Genomic DNA, 25,243 nt, shown 5'->3' with positions numbered 1-25,243 from the left:
CGGTCAGGGCAGTCCGGAAGGCATGTAAGGTTAATTTTATACACGGGTCCTGATCAAACCACGACCATACGAATGACGTTCATCGATGTTCATAATCTGGATAAATCGGCCGAAATAATATTAGAAGAATTGCAGAAAGGGTGGATGTATTAGAGAACATGTAATCGTGTAGCTCATCCATGAAAACTCGATTTCTAGAGAGCACCCAGAATCTAACAGAAAATAAATTGAAAAAAACTTTAAGCGCCGTCATAATGAAAAAAGAACCGTTACATATCGGGGTAACTTATCATTTAAGTAAATTTATTGCATTTTTCATGGTAAAGTAGGGGGATTGATTTGACGAAAGTATCCTTAATCTCGGAGTCCAAAAAGAGATGTGAAAAGCTAGGTATTGATCCCCAGGGGATTCCCTGCTTTACTAACTTTTTATCTGAAAGCGATCTGAATCTAAAACGGGCCGAATACGAGGAAATATTGTCCGTCATTGATTTTTTTGTTCATAAGTTGTTGGAGCTCATGAAAGGGCTCCCGCTGCTGATCCTGATTTCCGATGAAAATGGCTGCATTCTGGAAATGGCCGGGGATGAAGCGATCAAGAGTGTGGTTCAGCAATCAGGCATTATGGTTGGCCTCGTGTTCAATGAACACGAAGCGGGAACCAACAGCATTAATTTGGTTTTGGATCATCGTCAGCCCATTCAACTTGTCGGGGACGAGCATTATTATGAATTTTTATGGTCCTCGGCCTGTTATTCCGTACCCTTTCAATATACAGATAACGCCAATTTGCTCGGAACCATTACGATCATGACGACGATCGACCAGCACAATCCGTTTTTGCTGGCGATGCTTTGCACGGTCGTAGATTCGATCGAAAGAGAACTGCTGCTGAAAAAACAAAATAGACGATTGCACATATTGAATCAGGTGGTCATCGAAACCACAAGAAACGGCATTATTATTACAGATCGGGATGGAAACATTACCGAGTTCAACAAGTTTGCTGAAATTTTAACCGGTGCCAATAAACAGGACGTCATTAATAAACCTATTCCCGATCATAGAACCCATGACTTCATTAAAGAGGTCCTTCAAACGGGAAAAGAGTACGAAGATATGGAATTCATGCTGCGCCCCCGGATGGGACAAGACGAGCTGGTCTGCCTGTTCGACGCCTTCCCTATTCGCGATGAGAATATGCAGATTATGGGCGCATTTGCACAGTTTCGGGACATCACGGAGCGTTATCATACGCAAAAGCAAATCAATTATCTGGCCTATCATGACGATTTAACCGGATTGCCGAATCGAAGATTTTTTACCAAGCATATTGATGAATTGCTGAGACATGGGGTAGACGAAAACAGTATCTTTGCCGTCATGTTTCTCGATCTGGACAGCTTCAAGAAGATCAATGACACGCTCGGTCATAACAACGGTGATGAGTTGTTGAAGCTGGTTGGCGAGCGTCTGAAAGCTTGCTGCCATGCTCCGGATCAGCTGGTTTCCAGAATGGGCGGGGATGAATTCACGATCCTCTTGCAACAGATTACGGATCATTCGGAAGCCGTTCATGTTGCGGAAGAAATCATTCGAGCATTCGAGAAACCATTTGCAGTGGACGGCTATGAGTTGTATATAACAGCCAGTATCGGTATTGCCTTCTATCCTCAAGATGGCAGGAATGTCGAAATGCTGATGAAGAACGCCGACATTGCCCTCTACCAGATGAAAGACGACGGGAAGAACAACTATAACATTTTCAAGTCTATCCCGAGTGGCGGCGGTATTGAACGGCTTACATTGGAGAATTCGATCCGTAAAGCGCTGCAGCTAGAGGAATTCGTGCTGTATTACCAGCCGCAAATCGATTCCCGGTCAGGGGAAATCATCGGTACCGAGGCGCTCGTACGCTGGAATCACCCGACTCTCGGCTTAATCCCCCCAGCTAAGTTTATCCCGATCGCCGAAGAAACAGGACTCATCATCCCCCTCGGAAAATGGGTGCTCAAAACCGCCTGCCTTCAGCATCAAAAATGGAAGGAAAAAGGGATTACTCCTATGAGCGTATCGGTGAATCTCTCTTCTCGCCAATTTTCAAAGCATGATTTGGTAGAGACCATTAAAGAGATTTTACTCGAAACCCATATAGATCCCCAACATCTGGAGCTCGAAATCACAGAGTCGATGACGATGAATGTGGATGTTGCGATCGAGATTCTCGGAAAACTGAAAGAGCTGGGTATACAGATTTGCATCGATGACTTTGGGACAGGCTACAGCAATCTTTCCTATTTAAAACAATTTGCGATTGACCGGCTGAAGATTGATCAATCCTTTGTCAGGGATATTATGACGGATTCGAATGACGCGGATATTGTAGCTACGGTCATCGCGATGGCCCATAAGCTTGGAATCGATGTGATCGCGGAAGGTGTAGAAACGAAGGATCAGTTAGATTTCCTGCGCAGTCAGAACTGCCATGAAGTACAAGGTTTCTATTATTACCCGCCTTTACCGGCGGAACAAATCGAGCAGTTGTTGATGCAAACGGCAGCAATAAAAATCAATTTGCAAGGATGATAAGATGAAACAGAGAGTGTATTCACTATTAGTTGAGCATTTTAAAAAATGGGGCATTTCTCACGTGTTTGGTATTCCTGGAAAGTCCATTTCTCCGATCATGCTGGAACTTGAAAACTATGGGATTCAATATGTGCTGGGTCGTCATGAAGCTGGCAGTGGGTTTGAAGCGTCCGGATATGCCCTGGCAGCAAAAACGATGGGGGTCGCGATCGGTACTTCCGGGCCGGGAGGAACGAATCTGATTACAGCCGCGGCGCAGGCTAAAGAGTTCCAGCTGCCTGTATTGTTCATTACCGGACAGCCGTCGATGCAAGAGACTGGACGCGCTTTAAGCCAGGATTCAAGCCAGTTCGGGGCCGATTTGGTTAAAATGTTCGAACCTGTAACCTTGTTCAGTGCCCGCATCGAACGGGGGGATCTTCTTTATCTCTACCTTAAACATGCCTTGGAAAAGGCCTACACCGGTGAAAAGGGACCCGTTCATCTGTGCATCCCATTTGATGTGCTGATGGAGGAAGTGGAGACCTTCTACCTGCCGTTGCCGGACCATATTTCACCCGTTGTATCCCCCGATATTGATAAGGCAATATCTTTGCTGGGTGAGGCCAAGAAACCTGTTCTCTTCGTGGGCAAAGGCGCCGTCATGTCGGATACCTATGCCCAATTGCGGACGATTGCCGAGCATTGGGGGATTCCTGTGGTGACCACACCCGGCGGGAAAGGGGCGTTTCCCACCAATCATCCCCTATACTTAGGCGGGTATGGTCTCGGCGGTTCCAAGGATGCAATGGATTACATGAGATCCGGCATTGACCTGATGATCGTCGTTGGCAGCAAATTGTGCGACATGTCGTTGTCGGGATTTACGGCCGATATGGAGCCGGACAAGGTGTTGCAATTTGAGTATGACCTTACATTCGCAGGTAAAACCATTCAGGTGCCGACGCAAGTTATCCTTGGCGATATTCACTCCAACCTGACTCAACTCATTTTGCGGAGCGGGGCATCGTCCAAAGAGCATGAGATGCTGACAACCCGGGCACAAGCGGCAGCTGCAACCTCCGAGATGGAATCCACCACATTGTCCGCGGGAGCGGCGTTCAGGAGCTTGCGGGCTGTGCTTCCCAAAGAGGCGGTACTCTTCGGAGATGCAGGGAGTCACTCCTTTCATGCCGTACAACATTTCGAAATCATCGAGTCCGGGACATTCTTTTTCGATGAAGTGTTCATCGCTATGGGGGCGGCGATCGGCTATTCGATCGGAGCGAAAATCGCCATGCCCGATCGTCCTGTCGTCTGTGTGACCGGCGACGGCTGCATCATGATGCACGGCACCGAGATATCGACAGCAGTTAACCACGGGATTCCGGTTATCTTCTTTGTGCTGAATAACGGACGCTTAGATATGGTAGATAAGGGAATGTCCTATAACACGGGACGCTCCGTTGGGGCAGTCTATGAGCAGCCGCTGGATATTCGCTTATTTGCCCAATCCATGGGCGCAATGGCATTTCGCTGTGAAAATGAAACCGACATCAAGCAGGCGGTTAAGTCAGCTTTGCAATCCAATACGGCAACGGTCATCGAGGTCATGGTGGATCCGCAAGAAATCCCGCCGATTCTTACCAGATTGCTTAGTTTAGATTAGTACTTACGGGGGACATATATGGAAACAAATCGCTATAATAAAGGATTAGAAGTTTTACAACAGATGGTAAGTGAAGAAACGCTGGACGCAACGGTAAAAAAAATGGAGAAATTCAGTCCTGATATGGCCAAGCTGATTGTGGAGTTCCCTTATGGCTCGCTGTATTCCCGTCCAGGTTTGGATTTAAAGCAACGAAGCCTGCTTACCATAGGGGCTATGATTGCCTCAGGAGCGGCAGCTCAACTCGATTTCCATATTAAAGGGGCTCTGAATGTCGGGCTTACACCCAATGAGATCGTAGAGGCCGTCATGCACTGTGTATCTTATGCGGGCTTTCCCAAAACGCTGGATGCCATGTTTGTGGTCATGAACGTGTTTGACGAACAAGGAATTACATACGAAGAAGCATGACGCTGTCATGCTTTTTTTTCTGCGAATGCAGACTCGATCACTTGGTGGACGTTATAAGTCGGGAAGATTGCCTGATTTGGTTCCTACCCGGTATGACGTCGTAATGCCTTCGTAATTCAACATCATGCTCATTCCCATCGAGGCGTGCTTGAGGTTGTGGCAATGTATCATCCAGAGGCCTGGATTGTCAGCTTCCAGGTACAGTTCGTAGGTCTCGCCCTTTTTCGTCAGAAGCGTATCGAGATACACTGGGCTGCCTTGCAAGGCTTCACCGTTCTTACTCAAGACTCGGAACACGTGCCCATGAAGGTGGAAAGGATGATCTCCTCCCCCTTCGTTGGAGACTGTAATGAAAACATGGTCGCCCTCCTTCACGGTCATCGGAGGAATATCGTGAAAGGATTTTCCGTTAATTGACTTGGTGAAAAGAGTTTGGCCGAGCTTAAGCTCAAAATGCCGATCGGGCTTGACTTGTAAGACGGGGTCGTCAGGCAACGGGGTGCCGTAATCGAGAAACGAGAACAGCTGCCCGCCTTCTTTATGCTGCGGCTGGCTTCCGCTGCCTATTGTAACCGGTAAATCCTTAGCCGAGGGACTGCTGACGACGACTTTACCTGACCGCGGAACTTGGATAAGCAGGTCATAACGCTGGCCCGCCCCTATCGGAACTATCGTCCCTTCCAGCAGACCAGGTTCATGCAGATCGTGGCCATCCATTGCCAGGACCCGGAAAGGAGCCCCGTCAACACCAAATTCCATCGTTTCATTGCCCGAATTGATCAGCCTTAATCTGACCTGTTCGCCTGGCTGGCCCGGGATCGTCAGTCCTCGCTCGCTTCCGTTCACCAGCATGGAAGAACCAAGCTGTTGATAAAGAGCTGTTGTCTCCGATGTTGATGGATCGGATTCAGAACCTTTTTTCGGCTCGACGATGAGCGCGCCTAGAAGTCCTCTGCTTACCTGAATCGAGCTCATCTGATGAGAGTGATACCAATACGTGCCCGGAGTCGTGGCGATGAAGGTGTACGTGAACTGTTCCCCAGGCGGAACGGCGTCCTGCGTTACTCCCGCAATCCCGTCCTGCGAGCACGGAACCGTAATTCCGTGCCAATGAATCGTAACGCCGTCCTCAATATCTTGATTATGCAGAGTAACAACAACCTGGTCGCCCTCCGTGACGCGAAGTTCCGGACCCGGAGATACGCCGTTGAAGGTCCAAGCCTCGACGGTCTTACCGTTGTCCAACTTTAATGTCGTCCGGGCGGCCGTCAGATCGAACTTGTGGATCGGAGCCGATGACTCCGTGGTCGTGATTGAGGAACAAGACACCGTGCCTTCTTCGGAGGAAGATTTCCCCATGCCCTCCATATGCTCCATGCCCTCCATATGCTCCATATCGGTCATGTTTACCATTCGAGTCATGCCGACCCCCATCTGATGGTAAGCCATGTTGATTTCTTCCGGCTTCTGAAGCCGCATTTGCCAAAAATAAGTGACAAGCACCGCTCCGACCAGAAGCACCAAAGTTAAAGGAAGGCCAAAGTAAATCAGACGTTTTACGATCTTTCTTCTATTCAAGATTATTTTTCTCCTCGCCGTAAAATTGATTGATTAATTACTATTCCGCCAATGTCAGCTGCAAGCTCTCGGCTGTTGATTTGAGGGCGGCGAGCCAGGCATTCAGCGAAGCCGTTAGTGCAGCGCTCATACCGTCGGGATCAGCTGCTACGGGCGGACCGTCCCAGGATTCCGTGGTGTTCACGATTACTCCTTTAGGTGTGGGGGTGATGCTCCATACATGAACGCCTTCGATACCATGTGCTGGACCTCCCCATACAATACGTTTCATGGGGTCAACCTCAAGGATCGTAGAGACGATTTGCAGCCCATGAGTCTCCCACCAAAACGTGCTTCCTATCGCGATTGGACCGGATAACCGCACTTGCGTGATATCCTTTTGCCAAGTCGGCCACTGTTCGACGCCAGTCTGTATTTGCCATACGATCTCCCGCGAAGCTTCAATCTCAATGGACAGGTCGACGATGACCTGCGCATTTCGGTCAACGTCGACCGTGCCCTCCAGTACGAACAATTCTTCCGTGTTCTCCGATCCCGTTATGCTGGCTGCCCCATTGATCATCATTTTTTTCATTTTATTGACCTCATTTCGTTGGATTTGTAATTGATTACGAACTTGGATTTCATGTAACGCTTAATAAGTAATAGTTAATAGCCATGGTTCTGCTTTGCCATCATGCTTTTTATCGTAGAGGCTATACCCTCTTTATAAGATGTTGGCGACACCCCACTATACTCGGTGCCAAAAGTTCCCAGATTGTCGACAAGCCGCTCATAACGATCCAGCATTTTCTTGGCCGTCGGCTCATACCACCGAAGGAAGTGCTGCTGCAACCCTCCGATTGGCTCAAACCGCGGCGCATCTTGAACGATCGAACCCGCGAGGTCAAGAAGTTCCGCTTGCGAAATTGGGCCACCGCCGCGAAGATGCCAATTGCTGCCATACGCGGTCTCCATCGAAGCCAGCTCTAAGACATAACGGGCAGCGTCGTCCACATATAGATAGTCCCTTCTAACGGACGGATCAATGAGCTGCTTAACGGGTTTCCCTTGAACGATTTTTCGAAGTGCATAATGAATGATCGTGTTGGAAGCTGCCTCTCCGTACAACTCCGGGCTAAAGATTCGCATGGAAGTTGTACCAGGAACGTTCGAGTTCACCGGTTCCTTCTCATCGACGGGGCGATACACCCCTTCAAGGGTAACCATCTTGGCTCCACTCATCAGCGCGATGCTTCGAACGGCTTTTAGCATCCGCCGCACCTTCTCCGGGTTGTCATCGTAGGTTAAGTAGACCCCGCAGAAAATCACGTCAACGCCTTCTGCTGCTGCCAGCAGATCGGTCCGATTCCCAGCCTCTCCCCTGACCGTTCGAAGAAGCGGTGAGGAAGAGAAGGCCTCCTGCAGCGACTCCAGCTTCCGTTGTGATCCCGAATAGGCAACGACCTCAACATTCGCCCCGATCAATTGCTTGACAAGCGCCTTACCCCATCCGCTACCTGCTCTCACGACCATTGCTTTACACATTCTGTTCACTCCTAAATTAAGGTTATATAGTTATCCTGAAGGTTGCCTCATTTGGTTCCCAACGAATAGGCATCGCAATCATTTTGTGATTGATTAGTCACTTACTTCGTAAAACGGGAATGCCTTACAACCGCGAGGACCCCTATAGCTCCGATTATCGCGAACACGGCAGCTCCAAGGAACACCCAGGAGAATCCTCCGGTCAACGCTTGTGCTTCGGATACACCGCGGCCCAACAAGCGATCGCTTCGAGCTGATGCCGCCGTTGTCAGTACCGCAAGTCCAATGGCTCCGCCAATCTGTTGGCTCGTATTGACCAGGCCGCTGGCGAGCCCAGCTTCTTCGTTCGCCACACCGTGAACCGCCAGCTCTGTTCCGGAGACAAAGGCGCCTCCAAGTCCGATTCCAATCAATATGGACGGTCCTAACAAATTGGCTGCGAACGTAGCGTCACTAGGCGATAAAGATAACCAGATCAGCCCTGAGGCCAGCAGGACGAGCGATGTCGCAAGCGTCTTGCTCGGGCCGATTGCCTTAACTACCGTCGGAACGACTCCGGCAATTGCGACCAGCGCGCCGGCTAACGGGAGCTGGGTGAGCCCTGCTTTTAACGCATCGTAATGAAGCACTTGCTGCATGTAAACCGAGAGTGCGAAGAACAAGCCCGTTGTCGCCCCTCCGATGAGGAACATCGCCAGATTGCCGCCCGTAACCGATTGGTTACGGAAGATGTCCAGCGGCATAAGCGGATTCGCAGCACGCTTCTCGAAGAAGATGAACGATCCGATCAGCACAATTGCCAAGCCTGCCAGAATCAGCGTCTGCGGGGACGTCCAGCCGACCCGCTCTGTTCCGGAAAGCGCGGCCACAAGCGCTACGATGCCACCCGTTACCGCAACCGAGCCTGCCATATCCAGAGTTATGCGTTCGCCGAGCGAATCTTTGGTGATGAGCAAGGGAACTGCCGCCAGAACCAATACTGCTACGGGAACATTCACATAAAACACTGCGGACCAGCCAAGCGAAGCCGTCAGCACGCCTCCCAGCAAGACGCCCGCCGCACTGCCGATACCTGCGACCGCACCCCAAATACCGAGCGCCCTCGCCCGATCCTGAGGATCTGAGAACAGCTTGGTGACAAGAGCAAGCGCGGCCGGGGCGAGCAGGGCGGCCGATGCGCCCTGAATCGCTCTAGCCGTGAGCAGCCAGGCTCCCGAGGTTGCCAGTCCGGCTGCGGCCGAAGCAAGCGCAAATCCGGCGACTCCGGTCATGAACAATCTTCGATGTCCGAATCGATCCGACAACCTTCCACCGAGAAGCAGCAGGCCCCCGAAAGGCAAAACATAAGCCGTAATGACCCAGCTCAGCGTATTCGTGCTTAGGTGAAGTTCTGAGCCGAGAGAGGGAAGCGCGATATTGACGATAGATGCATCAAGCACGACCAGGAATTGAGCTAAAGCCAGCGCGATTAGCGCCCACCACCGAAGCGACAGATGGCGAGATTTCGCGATTGCCGGTTGAACCATTGAATTCATAACAATCTCCTCCTGTTATTGATTGATCAATTACACTCTACTAAAAAAATATTCGCCCGCCAAACCTCTTAAAGGTTTTCGTTATAGTCCCTATGACCACTGTCAATCGAGTCTCTGCCAACAGGTGGGGCTTTCTCACCGCCTCGCTTTCTCTGTTAGTGATTGATCAATTACTTAGTGATTTCACTATATCAGATCGTTATCAGTTGGTCAATAACAATTTTGGAACCAATTTCACCTCCTCATCCTTTCATCAATTCAGGCAAATTAATCGCAACGGCAACATTGCACAGCATTCCGCGGGCTAGAAACAGCATCGTTCGCTCTTCCGGCTTATCCATACCAGCTTCACGGAAGGCAGCCAGCACCATATCACGGACTTCCTTAAAGCCGCTCCGCATCGTCTCCTGGATTGCATCTTCCCGAATGGTCTGCGCCTGCATCTGCAAAAGCACCTCATTCTGGTACATCTCCTGGATGTTCACGTACTCCTGAATAAGCTTGGCCTCCAGCAATTCTGGCGAAGTCGTCTCTACCAACTTACGGAATGATTCGATGACCCGGGACCAAGAAACCTCCAGGGCGGCCAGCAGTAAATTTTCTTTAGTCGAGAAAAAACGGAATACGTAAGGCTGCGAAATTTTCGCCCGTTCCGCCACCTGCGCCGTTGTAGCTCGGTAGTATCCGATTTCTGCGAATACTTCAATCGCTGCGGAGATAATTTCGGATCTGCGATTAACTGACGTTGTTTCGGGTTTAGCCATCCTCTTCTTCCTCCTATTAAAAGTGATTGATCAATAATCAAATCATTATACAACGACTTCCAGAACAAATCAATACAAGGTTGCTGCAAGCTTCCCAAGCGTCAGTTGGAGAACATTAGATGAACCATGTCCGTGGGATGAAGAATTAAGCCATTTATTTAATCGAAATTGAACTGAATGGCGGATGACAATGCGGTTGCAGTGTTGGAAGCAGTCGGCCATCCATCGGCTTATATTTTCGGAAACAGCGGAGGTGCCGTTTTCGCGCTGGAAATAGCGGCAAGAACTCCGCAAGTGGTCAATACAATGGTGGTCCACGAACCGCCCATCATAAAACTGCTGCCAGATTCTGAGAAGTGGCAGGCGTGCTGACAACTACTGTATTGTCGGGGGTCGGCATTGATTAACATCCACCGAACCCCGGTTTCATTGTCTATCAAGCCATCGTGAGCGTACCTGCGGTTGTCTCCGTATTTCCGACACGTACAGGTCCGGAAAGCTTCAATGCCGAGGCCTACTCGAACCCACCTATTATGTAATAATAATGAAACTGGAATGCATGCAGCTTTCCGGTTTATCTATTCTTAAAATAAAAATGAATAAGAACCTGTTGAAAAAATAATGGCGTCTGTGATAATATCCTCATAATATCATTTGAAAAGCGATGAAGAGGAAAAGTACCAAGGGCTCTTATGTCCAGAGAGCGGAGGAAATGCTGAAACCTTTGCCTTAACCCCTTGTATATCAGTCACCTCGGAGCTGTTGATCGAAAACCGGATCGGATCGTTGATTTGGCCAGTAGTTCCAAACGGATGGGCACACGTTATCGTGCTGAAGTAAGGGATTCCTTACTTCATGAGGCAGGAATCGTGAGATTTCAGCAAATCAGGGTGGTACCACGAAAATCAACCCCTTTTCGTCCCTATCGTTCGGCAGATCGCTGCCGAGCTTGGGAGGAGAGGGGTTTTTATGTATATAACGAACAAGCGATGAAGAGAAAAAAGTGTCAAGGGCTCTTATGTCCAGAGAGCGAAGGGAATGCTGAAACCTTTGCCTTAATCCCTTGCATGACGTCATCTCCGAGCTGTTGATCGAAAACCGGATCAAGCGCTTGATTTAGTGAGTAGTCTCAACCGGATGGCACACGTTACCGTGCCGGAAGTAAACCCTTTACTTCGTGAGGCCCAAAATCGTGAGATTTTTGGCAAACCAGGGTGGTACCGCGAAAATCAACCCCTTTCGTCCCTTTAGTACGGCAGTATGCTGCCGGCTTTTAGGATGAGAGGGGATTTTTATATTGGAGGGATATCGCATGGAAACGAAGAGAGAAAAAGCTGAACTCATCACGGGATCCGAATGCCTTTTGCGCTGTTTATTGCTCGAGGGGGTTGAACATGTTTTTGGTTATCCCGGAGGCAATGCGCTGTACATTTATGACGCCATGGTCGACAATCCGGAGTTCAAACACATTCTGGCCCGGCACGAGCAGGGAGCTATACACGCGGCAGACGGTTATGCCCGATCGACAGGTAAAGTCGGCGTCTGCATCGCCACATCCGGTCCGGGAGCGACAAATTTGATTACCGGAATTGCGACGGCTTATATGGATTCCGCGCCTCTCGTCATCATTACGGGCAACGTGTCGACTACGGTCATGGGTACGGATGCTTTTCAGGAAGCGGATATCGTCAGCATGACCCTGTCCATAACGAAACACAGTTACTCCGTTCGTCATGTGCAAGACCTTCCGCGTATCGTACACGAAGCCTTCCATATTGCTAATACGGGCAGGAAAGGCCCTGTACTGATCGACATTCCTAAGGATGTATCCAATCACAAGCTGCATTACCAACCAGCGGATTCGATTCATCTCCGAGGGTATGATCCCGATCCGAATTTGGATACAGACCAGATCGATACCTTGATTCAAGCGATTACCGAATCCGAAAGACCAGTCATGATCGCCGGAGGGGGCGTTGTTTATTCAGGTGCATCCAATGAGCTGCTGGAGTTCGTGAATAAAACCAACATTCCGGTGGCGACCTCATTGCTTGGTTTGGGAGGTTTTCCAAGTGCTCACGACCTGTGGATAGGTATGCCGGGCCATCATGGTGCATATGCAGCGAATATGGCAATCCAGCATGCCGATCTGATTATTTCGATGGGCTCGCGGTTTGATGACCGGGTGACCATGAACGTGGAGGGTTTCGCCCCCCATGCCAAACGGATTGCCCATATTGATATTGATCCGGCTGAAATTGGCAAAAACATCAAGGCGGATATTGCATGCATCGGTGATATCAAGGCTGTACTGGACTACGCGAATACGAAAGCTATCGCCTCGCCGTCCGATCGTTGGGTCAAGGAAATTCAGGAATATAAACGAAATTTCCCGTTACGGTACAAAGATTCGGATACGGAGCTTAAGCCCCAATTTGTTATTGAAATGGTCCATGAAACAACACAAGGGGAAGCGATCATAACCACGGACGTAGGTCAGCACCAAATGTGGGCAGCTCAATTTTACAAGTTTAACCACCCCCGCTCACTGATTACCTCAGGAGGTCTTGGAACGATGGGTTTTGGGTTCCCGGCCGCCATTGGCGCTCAGATCGGGAATCCGAAACGTCTTGTGGTATCCGTAAACGGTGATGGAGGCATGCAGATGTGCGCGCAGGAGATGGCTATTTGTTCCATCCATCAGATTCCTGTCAAAATTGTCGTGATTAACAACCAGGTATTGGGGATGGTTAAACAGCAGCAGGAACTCAGCTACGCCAAGCGTTACAGCCAAATCGACCTTGCCGGCAGTCCGGATTTCGTAAAGCTGGCTGAAGCCTACGGAATCAAAGGGTTGAGAGCGAGTAATAAAGCAGAGGCTGCCCGTGTTTGGCAAGAGGCTCTAAATACACCTGGTCCCGTACTAGTAGAGTTTGTCGTACCGAAAGAAGAGAATGTATATCCAATGGTACTTGCAGGAACGTCGTTACATGAGATGATTCTGGGGGATTTCGAATGATTTGTATGTTTTGCGGCTGCCAAAGTCTGGGGTGGGCCTTCATCTAAACCCTGGAGTAGGCCATAGCGTCGGATCCGCACGCTGCAGCCGGCCGTTGGGAGGCAACATTGTATCGGCTGCCGCTTTCGTTTATATGACAGTCCCTTGTCTTCGTACAGAGATTTCCATTCCATAATGTATGGTTCCATTCGCGTTTCAAGTTCATTCACCCCCAAATCTCGTCATATTCTAAATAGTGAATATGACGAGTATTAATTTCACATAACCAAATGACATATCAAAGTCCAGGGTTCTCTAAACAAATGAGTAACACATTAACGTGGGATCATTGCGATGAATCAGGTAACCAGTCAAAGAATGGCCAGTCCTTGCCTTGCCCTCATCTTCGATGCGAAAGAGCGTGGGACCTGTGAGTGTTCCGTTCTGATGTACATGAAACACATTAGCCGATCTGTCGTAAGCTCGGGAATTACAACTTTACATCCGCCTGGCGTCCCTGAGGTATTTGAGAACCATAAAATTTAATATTTAGATCGGCTCTAATCTACATGCAAACGCAATGAAAATGGTGAAACGATCTCCAAGTTAAGAAATAGTCAATTTGATATTATTTTTTCATTAAAAGCTAAAGCTCTTATCGTTATAAAAATAAAGCCTGCTGCAAGCATCAGTAAACCTGCCCACACGACGTCATGAGTCCCCATACCAGAAATAAATAAGCCGCCTACGGATGTGCCGACCGTGATGCCGAGATTAGAGAATGATACGAATAATCCGTTAGCGAATTCCGGTGCCTCTGGTGCGGCGGACGAAATCCAGTATTGAGTCAAATTAAGCGCAAAGGTAAATAGAGCACCCCATACTGCAATTAGGAACACCATTGGCAATCGTAAATCTCCAAGAAGAAACACTAGTAAATAAATGAGAGCTGCTACAATTGGATAAATAACCGCTGTTTTTACTGGTTTACGGCTAAGCCATTTTCCTGCCAGCAAGTTCCCAGCAATACCGGTTGAGCCAAATAATATCAACATTATGCTTATTTCTTTCTCAGGCATATTTGTTACTTTCGAAAGGTACTCTGCAAAAAAACTGTAGACGGCATACATGCCTGATACGATAAAGATTACGGCTCCAAGGCTTAGCCATGTGAGCGGCTTTTTCATCACGACGAGCTGCTTACCGTATGATTGCCCCCCTCTTACGGGCATCGAAGGAATGAATAGCAGGATGGATAAAAATGAGATGCCATTGATGATTGCAAAGAACGACATCGCGTATTCGAGTGAAGCGACATCTGCAATGAAAGAGGAAATCGGTATACCAATGACCATCCCGGCAGTGAGACCCATGAATACCTTGGCTATCGCTTTAGGAGCCTGATCTTGATTAACAGAAGCAGCTGCAGCCGTGAACGCTGCAGAGAAATAAACTGGATGTAAAAATGCAGGTACCACCCGAGCGATAAGTGCTACCGTAAAATTAGGAGCGAAGATTGAAATGATATTTGCGATCAGAAAAACGCCTATGACAAGGAGCATTGCGCTCTTCCGGTTCATTCTCGAGAACAACATGGGCAAAAATGGCCCAGAGATGGCTACGGCCAAGGCAAACAAACTAACGAGCAATCCAGCCTGAGACACACTGATGTTAAAGTTATTGGCAATCTGCGGCAATATACCGATAACGCCCATTTCCGTATTTATAATACCGAAAATACCCAATGCGAGTATGAATATAATGATTGATTTAGTATTAGCCACGAATCGTTCAACTCCTTAAAGTACTATGAGATCCCGGAAAATGGATATTAGAAAATCGCTTTGATTATACAGTTTTATAACTATCAAAGTATAGAATATGATCTCACCTGGTTGGGGCCAAATTAATAATGATCAGTTCAAGGTTTTATTACCTAACTATCAAAAGAAAGGCGATCTGTATAGACAGACCGCCCATCAAGAAATCCGACTTTAGGTTCAATGACTCAGATGATCCAGCATTTCGCTTAATGCACACCACCAGAAGCACTGATACGCTCGCCAGTCAGCCATGCTGCTTCGTCTGAGGCAAGGAATACGACTGTTGGCGTAATATCTTCAGGCTTTCCAAATCGTCCACCTAGTGGCGTAGAAGCAGCAAGGGCCTGTCCGGCCTCACTGGCAACGAAACCAGCATTACCCTCCGTATCAGTAAAGCCCGGGGCAACCGTGTTAACTCGGATATTGCGTGGACCGAGCTCCTTCGCGAGCGCCAATGTCATGGTATCCACTGCGCCTTTGCTTGATGCATATAGCATCGAAGTTGGAACCGGGTTTTTACTTGCGATCGTGCCGATATTAATAATGCTTCCGCCTTCTTCAGGAAAATGCTTCAGTGCTTGCTGCGTAGTTAGGATGGGCCCAAGAACGTTAATGTTATAGTGGCGATGGAACAGCTCTTCCGTCACGTCCTCAACGGGTTGGAATTCGAAAATTCCTGCGTTGTTGACCAAAATGCTTGGCGTGCCAAAAGCTCTCTTGGTTTCCTCGAACAGCCGCTCGACATCTGCCGTTTTGGACATATCGCCTTGAACTGCCATAGCCTTGCCGCCGTGTTCGGTGATGCTCGATACCACACGGTCAGCCCCTTCACGGCTGGAAGAATAATTGACGACAACCGCAGCACCTGCTTCTGCCAAACCTTTTGCGATTCCTGCTCCGATTCCTTTGGATGCACCTGTTACGATTGCTACTTTACCTTGTAAGTTTGCCATGTTTATATTCCCCTCTCACAGATATTTGTTTATAGGTTTGTTTTTAGGACAAAAATCCTTCGTGGGTTAATGAATGCCGCCCGAAGCATGAATTCTCTCACCCGTCAGCCACTTGGCATCATCCGACGCAAGAAAGACGACCGTAGGTGCAATGTCATCAGGCTGTCCGAGCCTTCCTCCAAGAGGCGTTTCCGAGGCAAGTTGGTCTGCCCGCTCGCTCCCGACGAGGCCGATCTGGTGGGTTCCATCCGTTTCAGTATGGCCCGGAGAGACCGTATTTACCCGGATATTCCGGTGACCGAGCTCATTTGCAAGAGCCAACGTCAGTGTATCCACTGCCCCCTTGGTCGATGCATAAAGCACCGAGTCCGGAACAGGATTTTCACTTGCAATGGAGCCAATATTGATGATGCTTCCTCCTTCAGCTGGAAAGTACTTAAGCGCCTCTTGAATCGCCAGGATTGTCCCCAGAACGTTCGTATTGATTTCCCGATGGAACTCTACTTCCGTCACGTCCTCGATCGGCTCGAATCGATACACGCCCGCATTGTTTACAAGAATGTCTACCGAACCAAAGGCTTCTTTTGCTTTGGCAAACATGCGGCGCACGTCTGTTGCTAAAGCGACGTTTCCTTCAATTGCAACAGCTTGACCACCGTCGCTCCGAATGTCCCCGACCAAGCGATCCGCCGCCTCTTTGCTCGTAGAATAGTTAACGATGACGGCAGCACCAGCTCCGGCCAATGCCTTGGCTATTCCAGCTCCAATACCTTTAGAGGCGCCCGTAACGATCGCCGTTTTACCGGTTAGTTTCTTCAATGCTACATCTCCCCTTGTTATATTTAGATATTTTTATGATTATCGAATTGTTAGCTATGAAAAACCATCCATCGAGTAAGCGATTAGTTCTTTACAAATGAATTCTATCCATTTTGAATCGTTACCTCCCTGGTATTCATTTCGACAATCATAAAAATGTCGTAATGTCATTTTGCACTGTTTACGACGTTTTGTCAATATGATATTTAGATAATTGTCTATATGTGAAATAAAACCTTATTCCGTTGCCGTTTTGACTTTATATTTAGATGAATATATAATTATATAAGCATTCAGATTGTTGTTTTAAAAGGAGGGACGTTAATGGCCGATTTATCAGAACAACAGTTTGCGAGAATATCCCGCGCACTTGCTGAACCAAGACGGTATCAAATGCTTAAGGAAATCAGTGCGTCAAGCAATCCACTTCCATGTAGTGTCATACAGGAGAAGCATAATGTCAGTGCGGCAACCATTTCTCACCACATTAAGGAACTTGAAATTGCCGGGCTTATTCAAAACATTCGTGAAGGTAAATATATGAGCTTGGTCTTTCAACCGGACGTAATGAATGCTTATGTAAAAAAGCTTTCTGAACTTTCCGAATAAAGAACAATAAAACTTATGTAACAAGAAAAGCATCGCCTTATTGAATGGCGATGTTTTTTGTTTCTTCATCCATGTCTTCATGATGACGAGAGATAGAAAATCTGAATTATTGGATACATTTCAGCACACGGATGATGAGTTAATTGATTATTCATGTTGTTCTTTTATGCTATTGCTGGAATTTCTAACAGTAAGCTGGGTAGACTGTCCGAAGAAATCGCAGGGCCCCGTCCCCTTCATCAGGGGATCGGGCCTACAAATTTAACCGCATTCTCGGACACCCATCCTGTATGCGTTAGTTTTCCAGAACGAAATCCACCAGATCCTTCAAGGGGACAGTGGCTAGTCCGATGGACGTATCTGTGCAACCATAGTAAATATACAGCAAATCATCCTTAACGACATTTGCGGTTGGAAATATCACATCCGGAATAAACAAACCGAATTTTTCATAGTACATTTCGGGTTCCATAATCCATTTTTTAGATCGTGCAATGATGATCTCAGGATTGTCCAGGTCCAGCAGCATCGCCCCCGCCCGGTACACATTATGCCGGTCTACCCCGTGGTATAGTGTGAGCCATCCCCGATCTGTACGGACTGGAGGGGTCGCTCCCCCTATTTTCTTGATTTCCCACTCCTGCTCCGAATCGGCAAGCAGCCGCGGTTCTTCCCACTCGGTCAAGTTATCGGAATAGGTAATCCACATGGCCGGTTTATCTGTCCCATATTCCTCCCCTACGAATTCTTCGGGGCGCCGGAGAAGTACATACTTTCCATTGACCTTCTCGGGAAACAGTATGTTATCCCTGTCGTTGATATTCAGCGGTGTCGTATCACAGAGAAACTCCCAGTGTATCAGATCCTTGGACACGGCGATGGAGGAACGCGTTAACCAGTCCCCGGCATCTTCCCCCCAGCCGTCGGGATAGGCCGGTTTGAAGCTTTCGGGCACCCCAAGTCCGGTTGGATGATAGCTCATGGAACAGGGGCGCAATGCATAATTCAAATAGTAAGTATCGTCTATTTTAACCATGCGCGGATCCTGAATGCTTCCATGGGGAAAACCGAACTGCCCGGGATGTATCACCGGGCGGTCCAGAACATGGCTGAAATGAACTCCGTCCTCGCTCTCCAGCAAACCGAAATAACATTGAAACGGATTCAGGCTTCCTGCTGTTCTTTCAATCATAAAAAACTTGCCGTTTTCATAAATAACTGCCGGATTGAATACGGTAACCCTGCGCCAGTCGTACATACCGGGCACAACGATGGGATTGGATTCACAGCGGGTTATTTTCATGGTTTCTCATCTCCTCTTCGTATTCACAATCATCCTGCCTATCCGAATCTCCTATCATTCTATCACTGCCTGGCCGATAAGGTGGTATGAAAGCGAACGGTTTCTGAGGGGAAAATCGTAAATTTATCTTATCGGCCGGCAGAGCGTTTGTTGACTATGGAGTCGTTTTCTCCGGAATCCGGCATGCCGCTGATTGAATCCGAACAACCCAATCGCCTTCCTGATCCGGGCACCGGGCCACCAATTCGGAGCCGTCCAACCGGAAGCCAGGGTAAAAGGTCCCTTCCCTCGGGTTATACCAGCTGATCTCATACGAGCCCCTGTCCAGAACAATTCCGATTTCGCCGGCCTCCGGTGCATAAATGACATATTGTCTTCCCTGTTCCGCTAGGCAATAACCAGTTCCTTTAATCAGTTCAACTTGTCCCGGGTTCATCTTCCACCATTCCAAATGTTCAAAAAAGCGAACCAGGGGCTCAAGCGTTTTCGGCAAAAGCATCGATTCATCCCCGCGCCCGTTTAACCATCCTCCCAGACCATTTCCCGCATATTCCCCGCTGGTTTGGTATCCTCCGGCCATCGCGATCTCCCATGCTATCCGGCGAAGCCGGTCCGCGCTGCGGGCCGGGGCCTTCTTACCCTCTCCCCAGGCAGACGGGTAGTGGTCTTCGTACCCGTATTCTTCATTTACCTGCGGAATGCTTCTTCCCATGGCAAGCTGTGTCTCACGGTTCCGGAGCATGTATGCATAGCCGCCATGTTCATCCCAGCATTGGTAGACCGCAAAATCGGCCCAGCCCGAGAGCCGAAAATCAAATGTCTCATGTCCGTGGCAAGTCATCAGATGGTGATAAGGATCGCAGGATTTCAGGAAATATCCCATCCGTTCCACCCATGCGTGCGGCCGAATCAAACGGTACTCATTCGTTAGGTCCCATGTGATATTGGAGTAAGCTGCCAGCCGTGCGGCGGCATACCGATAATAACGCTGCTCATCCAATCCACCTGCATGGTGAGGACCAAACGGATCGCACCCTCTGCGATAAGCATCCAGATACATAATGAGCGACACGCTTATATCCTTAGATAACGCATAGGCAAGCAGCCGCTCCAGCTTTCTCCAATAAGCAATATCAAACCGGGTCACATCCCAGCCGGGGTACGTATGGTCATGCGGCCGCTCGGCTATCCAAGGTCCGTAGAGGAAGGTAAAATCCTCCGAGTCATACACCGGCTCAAACCAGGCCATTCCGTTTCGGACCCTGCTGGAGTTTACCGCAATCCGGATCCGGTTGACCTTGCAGGCATGCAGTCGATCGATTGACCTTCTAATTTCGGCGTCATCCTGAATGCCCGGCATATGATAGGCTGTCATTCCGTGATAGAAAAAATGCTCTTTCGTATTATCCCACTGAAAATGAAACGGAAAATCCGGATCTACCCGGAGAAGCCCTTTCCGCCCCCGGTTCTCTGCCATAAACGTGCCTGAGGTATGATACTTTTGGCCGCCGGCTGTAAATACCGCCTCATAGGAATAGGCTCCCGCCTCACTCGGCATAAAGCGAATCCGGTACAGACTGCCGTCGTCCGAATCGCAAAACCCGTCTACCGGGATGAGTCCGGGCCGGATGCTTGCCGTCCCCAACTCTCCATCCGGCAGTCCATGTGTAAATGTAAACGGCTCAACATCTAATCCGAATTGGCCAAATACCTCCGCCTCCGTAAACGGATTGGCGACTGAAGGATTTTCGACGTGAATCCGAACTTCAATGAAGTCATAGGTCTCAACGATGTTGGTACTTTGCTCAAACGTTATGTTCATCGTGTACTCCTTATCACAGGCTCTGATAATAGTTATCCTTTTACACTACCAAGGCGTATTCCTGCCACAAAGTATTTTTGAAGATACGGATAAACAAGCAGAATGGGGATTGCAGCCACAATCATTTGAGCCGCTTTAACCGAACGATCATTTAACTTGGCTAATCTCTGAGCCTCACTCGCCGACATCGTATTAAAGTCAAACTTGATCACGATGGACTGCAGGTAGGTTTGCAGAGGGTAATGGTCACCCTTCATATAAATCATGCCGTCAAACCACGCATTCCAATGCCCAACAATACAGAAAAGTGTAATCGTTGCAATCGCAGGTAAAGACATGGGGACATAAATTTGCCACAGCGTCCGCATATGTCCTGCTCCATCAATAAACGCGGCATCCTCCAGTTCATGAGGGACCTCGCGAAAGAAATTCAGCATAAGAATAATATTGAATACCGACACGGCGCCCGGAAGGACTAAAGCCCAGATGGTATCCAGCATGTGAAGTTCTTTAACCAGAATATAATTGGGGATTAATCCGCCATTGAACAACATGGTGAAAAAGAAGATCCATACATAAACGGAACGGAATCGCAGTTTATTGTTCGGTTTGGAAAGAGGATAAGCCAGCAAAATGACAAGCAGCACGTTGATGGTTGCCCCGATAACTACACGTTCCAGCGTCATGCCGAAGGAGCGCCAGAAGGCTGTCCGTTCTAATACATAGCTATAAGGCTCCCACGTAAAATGAACCGGCCACAGCTTAACAAGTCCCCCTAATACGGCCGCTTTGTCGCTGAATGACAGGGATACGATATGAATAAACGGAATAAGACAGATGATACAGGTCAAAGATAAAATGATAGTATTCACGACACTGAACCAGTGATTTCTCGAACGATTAACCATTTTCATGATATAACCTCCTAAAACAGCCGATATCGGAACAGCCGATATGCCAGATAATAGGATGATGTGATCAGTACGAACGAGACACCCGATTTCAGCAACCCAACCGCGGTCGAGGCGCTGTATTGGGACTGGAGGAGTCCCATCCGGTACACCATCGTATCGATAATATCGCCAGACTGATAAACCTGAGGGCTATAGAGATTGAAAATTTGGTCAAACCCGGCGTCGAAAATATTCCCCAAACTTAGTACCATTAACAGCACGATGATCATCCGCATTCCAGGCAATGTCACATGCCATGTCTGTTTCCAACGACTCGCCCCGTCAACAGCAGCAGCCTCATACAAAGCCGGATCGATACCGGTGATCGCGGCCAGGTAGACGACGGTGTTAAAACCGAAATTTTTCCATACATCCGAAGCGATCATCGTGAAGGGAAACCATTTATTTTCTCCCAGAAAGTAAATCCCCTTGATTCCGAAAGCGCCGAGGAATTGATTCACCAGTCCGCCGGAAGGCGACAAAATATCGATCATGATGCCGCTTAAAATAATCCAGGAGAGGAAATAGGGAAAATAAATGACCGTCTGCGTCACCCGCTTGAACAGCACATTTTTCACTTCATTCAGCAGAAGGGCGAACACAATAGGAACGACCATGCCGCATACGATTTTCAAGCTTGCGATGAGCAGCGTATTGCCCACGACTCTCCAAATATTCGGCATGGAAAAAATATAATGAAAATTATCAAGCCCTACCCATCTTTGATGACCAAACAATCCTTTCACCGGATTAAACTGCTGGAACGCGATCATAATGCCGGTCATAGGAATGTAGGCGAAAATGAGTAGAAGAACCAGCCCTGGGACCAGCATGAGATGCATGGGGAGCTCTCTTTTCCAGGCATAACTTTTACCTTTGCTCATGATGGCTCATCCTTTCCTTGATAGCGGGCTGCTTTCCCGCATCTAGCACTTGGGGCAGCCCGCATTTGTCGGTCATGCTTATTTGTTGATGGCTTGCGCATTGACTTCTTCAAGGACATTTTTTCCGCCCAGGTTGTTCCAGTTCTGTACCATCTTATCGAAATCGCTGTCCAGGTTTTTCTTCCCTTGTACCATTGCGGTAAACTCTGTATTTAGCAGCTCGCTCATCGAGCTCCAGTTCGTTGCCATGGTAGGCGTCGGTGCCCCCTCAAATTCACTCCAGATCACCTGATCCGGATAGGTTTGGTCAACGAAAGCAAAAGGTGTATCCTTCGGTCCGAACATCATACTCATTCCCCAAACGCCGTCCTGCATCGTCTTATAGAAGCCTTTCGCTACTCCCGTCAATTGATCCGTTGTGTTGTTTGCGAGCGCCTTCTTGATATCTTGATGCCCTTTTAGATCGAGGGATGGATCCAGCGTATGAATCGGGCTCATCGCCCATACGGAATCAATGTCCCCGTCAGACCAATACTTATTGAAATCTGCATTCTCCCCAAATAGCGCATCCACATAGGTGTTTAACATTTCCACCAATTTTTCGGGATGCTTAAAATCCTTGTTTACGACATAAGCCCCATCCGCCGAATTGGACAGAGGAATTTGAATCGGGTCCGAACCATCTGTTGGCAACGGTACGACAATCCACTTGCAATTGGGGTCGTTCTCCATCGTTTTCTCAACCGAATATGCCGTCCAGTGGGGCGCGTAGATCATCCCTGTCTTTCCTGCGACGACCGACTCGAGCATTTTGGCTTCGTCTTTTGAACCAAATTCATGGTCCACAAGACCTTCACTATACATTTTTGCCAGCAGTTCAAGAGGTTTTTTCATTTCCGGCTGCACACTTCCAAAAACAATCTGCCCCGAGTCGTTTTTGTACCAAAATTCGGGATAAGCCTTATAACCCCAGAAGATCCCTTTCATTCCGTTCAAGAAATCCTTGTGCAGCCCAAGCCCGAACGTATCCGCCTTGCCGTTTCCATCGGGGTCCTGCTTCGCGAAGGCTACTGCGATGTTGTAAACATCATCCATCGTCTTTGGTCTTTTTAGGCCAAGTTTCTGAAGCCAATCCTCACGAATCCATAGGTGATTATAACCATTCGTTGAGGGCATTTTCGCGGGGATACCGTAAATTTTGCCTCCGTACGTTACTTGATCAAAGACCTTCTTGGTCTCTGCCTCAATGATGCTCTTTAAAAGCGGTGAGGCGTATTGGTCGTAAATCGGCCCCATCTCTTGGATGGCACCGCCTTCGGCCAGCTGTTTCAAATCCGCCTTGTCTGATACGACGAAAATGTCGGGCAAATCCCCCGAAGCGATGGACAATTTGAGTTTTTGCGTGTAGTCTGCCTGCGGAGCCATCAATTTATATTGCGTGGTCACGCCATTTTTCTCACTGAACAGCTTCGTCCAACGGTTGTTTTCCAGGGTTTCCCCCGTCTTCTTCTCTAATTTCCCTACCTGCTCCATGTTAGGATCAATTGCTGCCCCAAATTGAATATTGATTTGGCCATTTTGGTCCTGGCCGGATGGTTCGGAATCGCTTTCATTTTTCTCCGTCTGATCGCTGCATGCTGTTAATATCAAGATGAATACAAGCAAAATGGCGGCAAATCTCTTTTTCATTCTTGATCAGCTCCTTTTTATCCCTATTCAATTCCATCCAGCACAAGGATCCAGTCCCCGTCTCTGCCGCTGGTGGGCGGGTGGTACTCAACTTCGCCTTGATTTACATATTCCCCGGCATCCGTCCAAGCGCCGGTACGGGGATCATACCAGGAGGCTTTGACATTCCCTCCGCTTATTTTGCCCATGACGACTCGGAAAGGAATGCCATTTGGTGAATAGATCATGGCATAACTCTCTCCGCGCGTAGCCGTCATATAGTTAGCGCCGCCGTAATTCTCAGCGATCAAGCTTTGGTCGGGTATTCTCGTAAGGAATGGCCGGGATTCCATCAAGTTACGCAGGTGGGTCATTTGCTCCGCTCCAGGCCGCAGGATGGCATCCTTCCATGTCATAACAAAATAGGTGCTCGGTTCGGTGGTCATAGACCAGACGGAATGATGCCCGTAAGTGTGTCCGAATGCACCCGCAAATACGGCGGAGTAACCCGCTTTTCGAACATCGGCTGCATCAAAGTAACCATTTTCCGCCTTAAAATTTATCGGATGATCCTCATAACATGGCTCACCGTCGACCACCGGTTTTACCGGCTGACGATGATAATCGGCGGCGACCTTTTCATAGTTAGTGCGTACCCATTCGTGGTGACCGGATTGAATCATATTGAAATCGAGCCACGGCTCCCGATGCACATGCAAAGAAGAAGATTGCCCTCCCGGCGGGTGGAAGGTCATCAGATGCGACCCGCCGTCACCCTCCTGAAGCCCTTCCGCCATCGAACAGACAATCTCGAAATGTTCCCGGGTATGGAGTGGACGGTCGCCACCGAGCACCCAGATGATGTTGGTCCGGTCCTTGTAACGCTCGCCAAGCCACTGGCCGTAAAGCCTTGCATTCTGGGGGTTAAAGATCAATGGGCCCTTGCCCCACATCACATTGAATTTATCGCCCCACGTCGGCAGCAGAGCGATATACAATCCGTATGAAGCCGCCCGGTCGATGATCCAGTCCATATGGTCCCAGTAGCTGTAATCCCCTTCTACATCGGGAAGGAGCGGGTCTGCAAGACCGCCGGAGCCAGACTTCAGAGGCAGCCGCCCATAGGCATTCTCTGTCGTCAATCCTTCAAACTCTGCAAGAGCAACCGCCTGGATAACCGAAAACTTACGCTCCGACCGATTCCGGAGATAGTCATCCGCATCTTCGCGGCTCAGTTTGTGAAACAGCTCCCAGGCCGTATCGGCCAACCAAAAAAAAGGCGAATCGTCTTCATGGACAAGAAAACGCTGGTTATCACTGACTTTTAAGCGCTGAATACGATGGGTCACAGTTTAAACA

Annotated in this window: 19 protein-coding genes; 5 read left to right on the top strand and 14 right to left on the bottom strand. The window is 48.6% G+C overall.

Features of this window, described 5'->3' with window-relative positions; genetic code table 11:
- Nucleotides 1-339: 339 nt before the first annotated feature.
- Genes FHS19_RS00715 through FHS19_RS00705 form a run of 3 tightly spaced genes read left to right on the top strand, consistent with a single transcriptional unit; the run spans nucleotide 340 to nucleotide 4,648 of the window.
- Nucleotides 340-2,586, top strand: coding sequence for an EAL domain-containing protein (locus FHS19_RS00715; protein WP_183577251.1), 2,247 nt, complete (start codon nucleotides 340-342; stop codon nucleotides 2,584-2,586).
- Between the two features lie 4 nt (nucleotides 2,587-2,590).
- Nucleotides 2,591-4,237, top strand: a complete 1,647-nt coding sequence (locus FHS19_RS00710; RefSeq protein ID WP_183577248.1) for a thiamine pyrophosphate-binding protein — start codon at nucleotides 2,591-2,593, stop codon at nucleotides 4,235-4,237.
- 18 nt (nucleotides 4,238-4,255) lie between these two features.
- Nucleotides 4,256-4,648, top strand: coding sequence for a carboxymuconolactone decarboxylase family protein (locus tag FHS19_RS00705; RefSeq protein WP_183577245.1), 393 nt, complete (start codon nucleotides 4,256-4,258; stop codon nucleotides 4,646-4,648).
- 51 nt (nucleotides 4,649-4,699) lie between these two features.
- Here the strand turns inward: FHS19_RS00705 and FHS19_RS00700 are convergent, their stop codons facing one another.
- From FHS19_RS00700 to FHS19_RS00680, 5 genes are all read right to left on the bottom strand, one after another.
- Nucleotides 4,700-6,226, bottom strand: a complete 1,527-nt coding sequence (locus tag FHS19_RS00700; RefSeq protein WP_246426387.1) for a multicopper oxidase family protein — start codon at nucleotides 6,224-6,226, stop codon at nucleotides 4,700-4,702.
- 40 nt (nucleotides 6,227-6,266) lie between these two features.
- Nucleotides 6,267-6,800, bottom strand: a complete 534-nt coding sequence (locus FHS19_RS00695; RefSeq protein ID WP_204797511.1) for an SRPBCC family protein — start codon at nucleotides 6,798-6,800, stop codon at nucleotides 6,267-6,269.
- 74 nt (nucleotides 6,801-6,874) lie between these two features.
- On the bottom strand, nucleotides 6,875-7,753 hold the full coding sequence (locus FHS19_RS00690) for an NAD-dependent epimerase/dehydratase family protein (protein ID WP_183577242.1): 879 nt from the start codon (nucleotides 7,751-7,753) through the stop codon (nucleotides 6,875-6,877).
- A gap of 101 nt (nucleotides 7,754-7,854) precedes the next feature.
- Nucleotides 7,855-9,288 (bottom strand): DHA2 family efflux MFS transporter permease subunit, encoded by a 1,434-nt coding sequence (locus tag FHS19_RS00685; RefSeq protein ID WP_183577239.1) that lies wholly within the window; start codon nucleotides 9,286-9,288, stop codon nucleotides 7,855-7,857.
- Between the two features lie 242 nt (nucleotides 9,289-9,530).
- The gene (locus FHS19_RS00680) at nucleotides 9,531-10,052 is read right to left on the bottom strand and encodes a TetR/AcrR family transcriptional regulator (RefSeq protein ID WP_183577236.1); all 522 of its coding nucleotides are present in this window, start codon (nucleotides 10,050-10,052) and stop codon (nucleotides 9,531-9,533) included.
- 1,312 nt (nucleotides 10,053-11,364) lie between these two features.
- On the opposite strand from FHS19_RS00680, the gene ilvB reads away from it, so the two are divergent.
- Complete coding sequence (ilvB, locus tag FHS19_RS00675) at nucleotides 11,365-13,071, top strand: biosynthetic-type acetolactate synthase large subunit (protein ID WP_183577233.1); 1,707 nt, start codon at nucleotides 11,365-11,367, stop codon at nucleotides 13,069-13,071.
- A 596-nt stretch (nucleotides 13,072-13,667) separates the two neighbouring features.
- Here ilvB and FHS19_RS00670 read toward each other — a convergent pair.
- From FHS19_RS00670 to FHS19_RS00660, 3 genes are all read right to left on the bottom strand, one after another.
- A complete protein-coding gene (locus tag FHS19_RS00670) occupies nucleotides 13,668-14,834 on the bottom strand; it encodes an MFS transporter (protein WP_183577230.1) in 1,167 nt (388 codons plus the stop codon).
- A 245-nt stretch (nucleotides 14,835-15,079) separates the two neighbouring features.
- A complete protein-coding gene (locus tag FHS19_RS00665) occupies nucleotides 15,080-15,826 on the bottom strand; it encodes an SDR family NAD(P)-dependent oxidoreductase (protein WP_183577227.1) in 747 nt (248 codons plus the stop codon).
- A gap of 66 nt (nucleotides 15,827-15,892) precedes the next feature.
- The gene (locus FHS19_RS00660; protein ID WP_183577224.1) at nucleotides 15,893-16,645 is read right to left on the bottom strand and encodes an SDR family NAD(P)-dependent oxidoreductase; all 753 of its coding nucleotides are present in this window, start codon (nucleotides 16,643-16,645) and stop codon (nucleotides 15,893-15,895) included.
- A gap of 324 nt (nucleotides 16,646-16,969) precedes the next feature.
- Here FHS19_RS00660 and FHS19_RS00655 point away from each other — a divergent pair, with 324 nt between their 5' ends.
- Nucleotides 16,970-17,254: an ArsR/SmtB family transcription factor gene (locus FHS19_RS00655; RefSeq protein WP_183577221.1), complete on the top strand. Its 285-nt coding sequence runs from the start codon at nucleotides 16,970-16,972 to the stop codon at nucleotides 17,252-17,254.
- A 295-nt stretch (nucleotides 17,255-17,549) separates the two neighbouring features.
- On the opposite strand, the gene FHS19_RS00650 is transcribed toward FHS19_RS00655, so the two are convergent.
- The 6 genes from FHS19_RS00650 to FHS19_RS00625 form a co-directional block, all read right to left on the bottom strand.
- Entirely contained in the window at nucleotides 17,550-18,557 is a 1,008-nt protein-coding gene (locus FHS19_RS00650) for a glycoside hydrolase family 130 protein (protein ID WP_183577218.1), read from the bottom strand.
- A 154-nt stretch (nucleotides 18,558-18,711) separates the two neighbouring features.
- Nucleotides 18,712-20,379, bottom strand: coding sequence for an apiosidase-like domain-containing protein (locus FHS19_RS00645; protein WP_183577215.1), 1,668 nt, complete (start codon nucleotides 20,377-20,379; stop codon nucleotides 18,712-18,714).
- A 32-nt stretch (nucleotides 20,380-20,411) separates the two neighbouring features.
- The gene (locus FHS19_RS00640) at nucleotides 20,412-21,287 is read right to left on the bottom strand and encodes a carbohydrate ABC transporter permease (RefSeq protein ID WP_183581294.1); all 876 of its coding nucleotides are present in this window, start codon (nucleotides 21,285-21,287) and stop codon (nucleotides 20,412-20,414) included.
- A gap of 17 nt (nucleotides 21,288-21,304) precedes the next feature.
- The gene (locus FHS19_RS00635; protein ID WP_183577212.1) at nucleotides 21,305-22,216 is read right to left on the bottom strand and encodes an ABC transporter permease; all 912 of its coding nucleotides are present in this window, start codon (nucleotides 22,214-22,216) and stop codon (nucleotides 21,305-21,307) included.
- Between the two features lie 78 nt (nucleotides 22,217-22,294).
- Nucleotides 22,295-23,905 carry an extracellular solute-binding protein gene (locus FHS19_RS00630; protein ID WP_183577209.1) on the bottom strand — a complete coding sequence of 537 codons (1,611 nt, stop codon included), beginning with the start codon at nucleotides 23,903-23,905 and terminating at the stop codon, nucleotides 22,295-22,297.
- A gap of 23 nt (nucleotides 23,906-23,928) precedes the next feature.
- On the bottom strand, nucleotides 23,929-25,233 hold the full coding sequence (locus FHS19_RS00625) for a glycoside hydrolase family 140 protein (protein WP_183577206.1): 1,305 nt from the start codon (nucleotides 25,231-25,233) through the stop codon (nucleotides 23,929-23,931).
- Nucleotides 25,234-25,243 lie beyond the last annotated feature (10 nt).

It is taken from the genome of Paenibacillus rhizosphaerae (assembly GCF_014192015.1).
GTDB lineage: Bacteria > Bacillota > Bacilli > Paenibacillales > Paenibacillaceae > Paenibacillus_AQ > Paenibacillus_AQ rhizosphaerae.
The sequence above is the reverse complement of the archived record's forward strand: the minus strand, read 5'-3'. Positions and strand labels throughout refer to the sequence as shown.

What these genes read in the sequence shown, in the direction of transcription:
- FHS19_RS00710 (WP_183577248.1), top strand. Translation starts at nt 2,591, where the DNA reads ATGAAACAGAGAGTGTATTCACTATTAGTTGAGCATTTTAAAAAATGG.
- FHS19_RS00705 (WP_183577245.1), top strand. Translation starts at nt 4,256, where the DNA reads ATGGAAACAAATCGCTATAATAAAGGATTAGAAGTTTTACAACAGATG.
- FHS19_RS00695 (WP_204797511.1), bottom strand. Translation starts at nt 6,800, where the DNA reads ATGAAAAAAATGATGATCAATGGGGCAGCCAGCATAACGGGATCGGAG.
- FHS19_RS00690 (WP_183577242.1), bottom strand. Translation starts at nt 7,753, where the DNA reads ATGTGTAAAGCAATGGTCGTGAGAGCAGGTAGCGGATGGGGTAAGGCG.
- FHS19_RS00685 (WP_183577239.1), bottom strand. Translation starts at nt 9,288, where the DNA reads ATGAATTCAATGGTTCAACCGGCAATCGCGAAATCTCGCCATCTGTCG.
- FHS19_RS00680 (WP_183577236.1), bottom strand. Translation starts at nt 10,052, where the DNA reads ATGGCTAAACCCGAAACAACGTCAGTTAATCGCAGATCCGAAATTATC.
- ilvB (WP_183577233.1), top strand. Translation starts at nt 11,365, where the DNA reads ATGGAAACGAAGAGAGAAAAAGCTGAACTCATCACGGGATCCGAATGC.
- FHS19_RS00665 (WP_183577227.1), bottom strand. Translation starts at nt 15,826, where the DNA reads ATGGCAAACTTACAAGGTAAAGTAGCAATCGTAACAGGTGCATCCAAA.
- FHS19_RS00655 (WP_183577221.1), top strand. Translation starts at nt 16,970, where the DNA reads ATGGCCGATTTATCAGAACAACAGTTTGCGAGAATATCCCGCGCACTT.
- FHS19_RS00650 (WP_183577218.1), bottom strand. Translation starts at nt 18,557, where the DNA reads ATGAAAATAACCCGCTGTGAATCCAATCCCATCGTTGTGCCCGGTATG.
- FHS19_RS00645 (WP_183577215.1), bottom strand. Translation starts at nt 20,379, where the DNA reads ATGAACATAACGTTTGAGCAAAGTACCAACATCGTTGAGACCTATGAC.
- FHS19_RS00640 (WP_183581294.1), bottom strand. Translation starts at nt 21,287, where the DNA reads ATGGTTAATCGTTCGAGAAATCACTGGTTCAGTGTCGTGAATACTATC.
- FHS19_RS00635 (WP_183577212.1), bottom strand. Translation starts at nt 22,216, where the DNA reads ATGAGCAAAGGTAAAAGTTATGCCTGGAAAAGAGAGCTCCCCATGCAT.
- FHS19_RS00630 (WP_183577209.1), bottom strand. Translation starts at nt 23,905, where the DNA reads ATGAAAAAGAGATTTGCCGCCATTTTGCTTGTATTCATCTTGATATTA.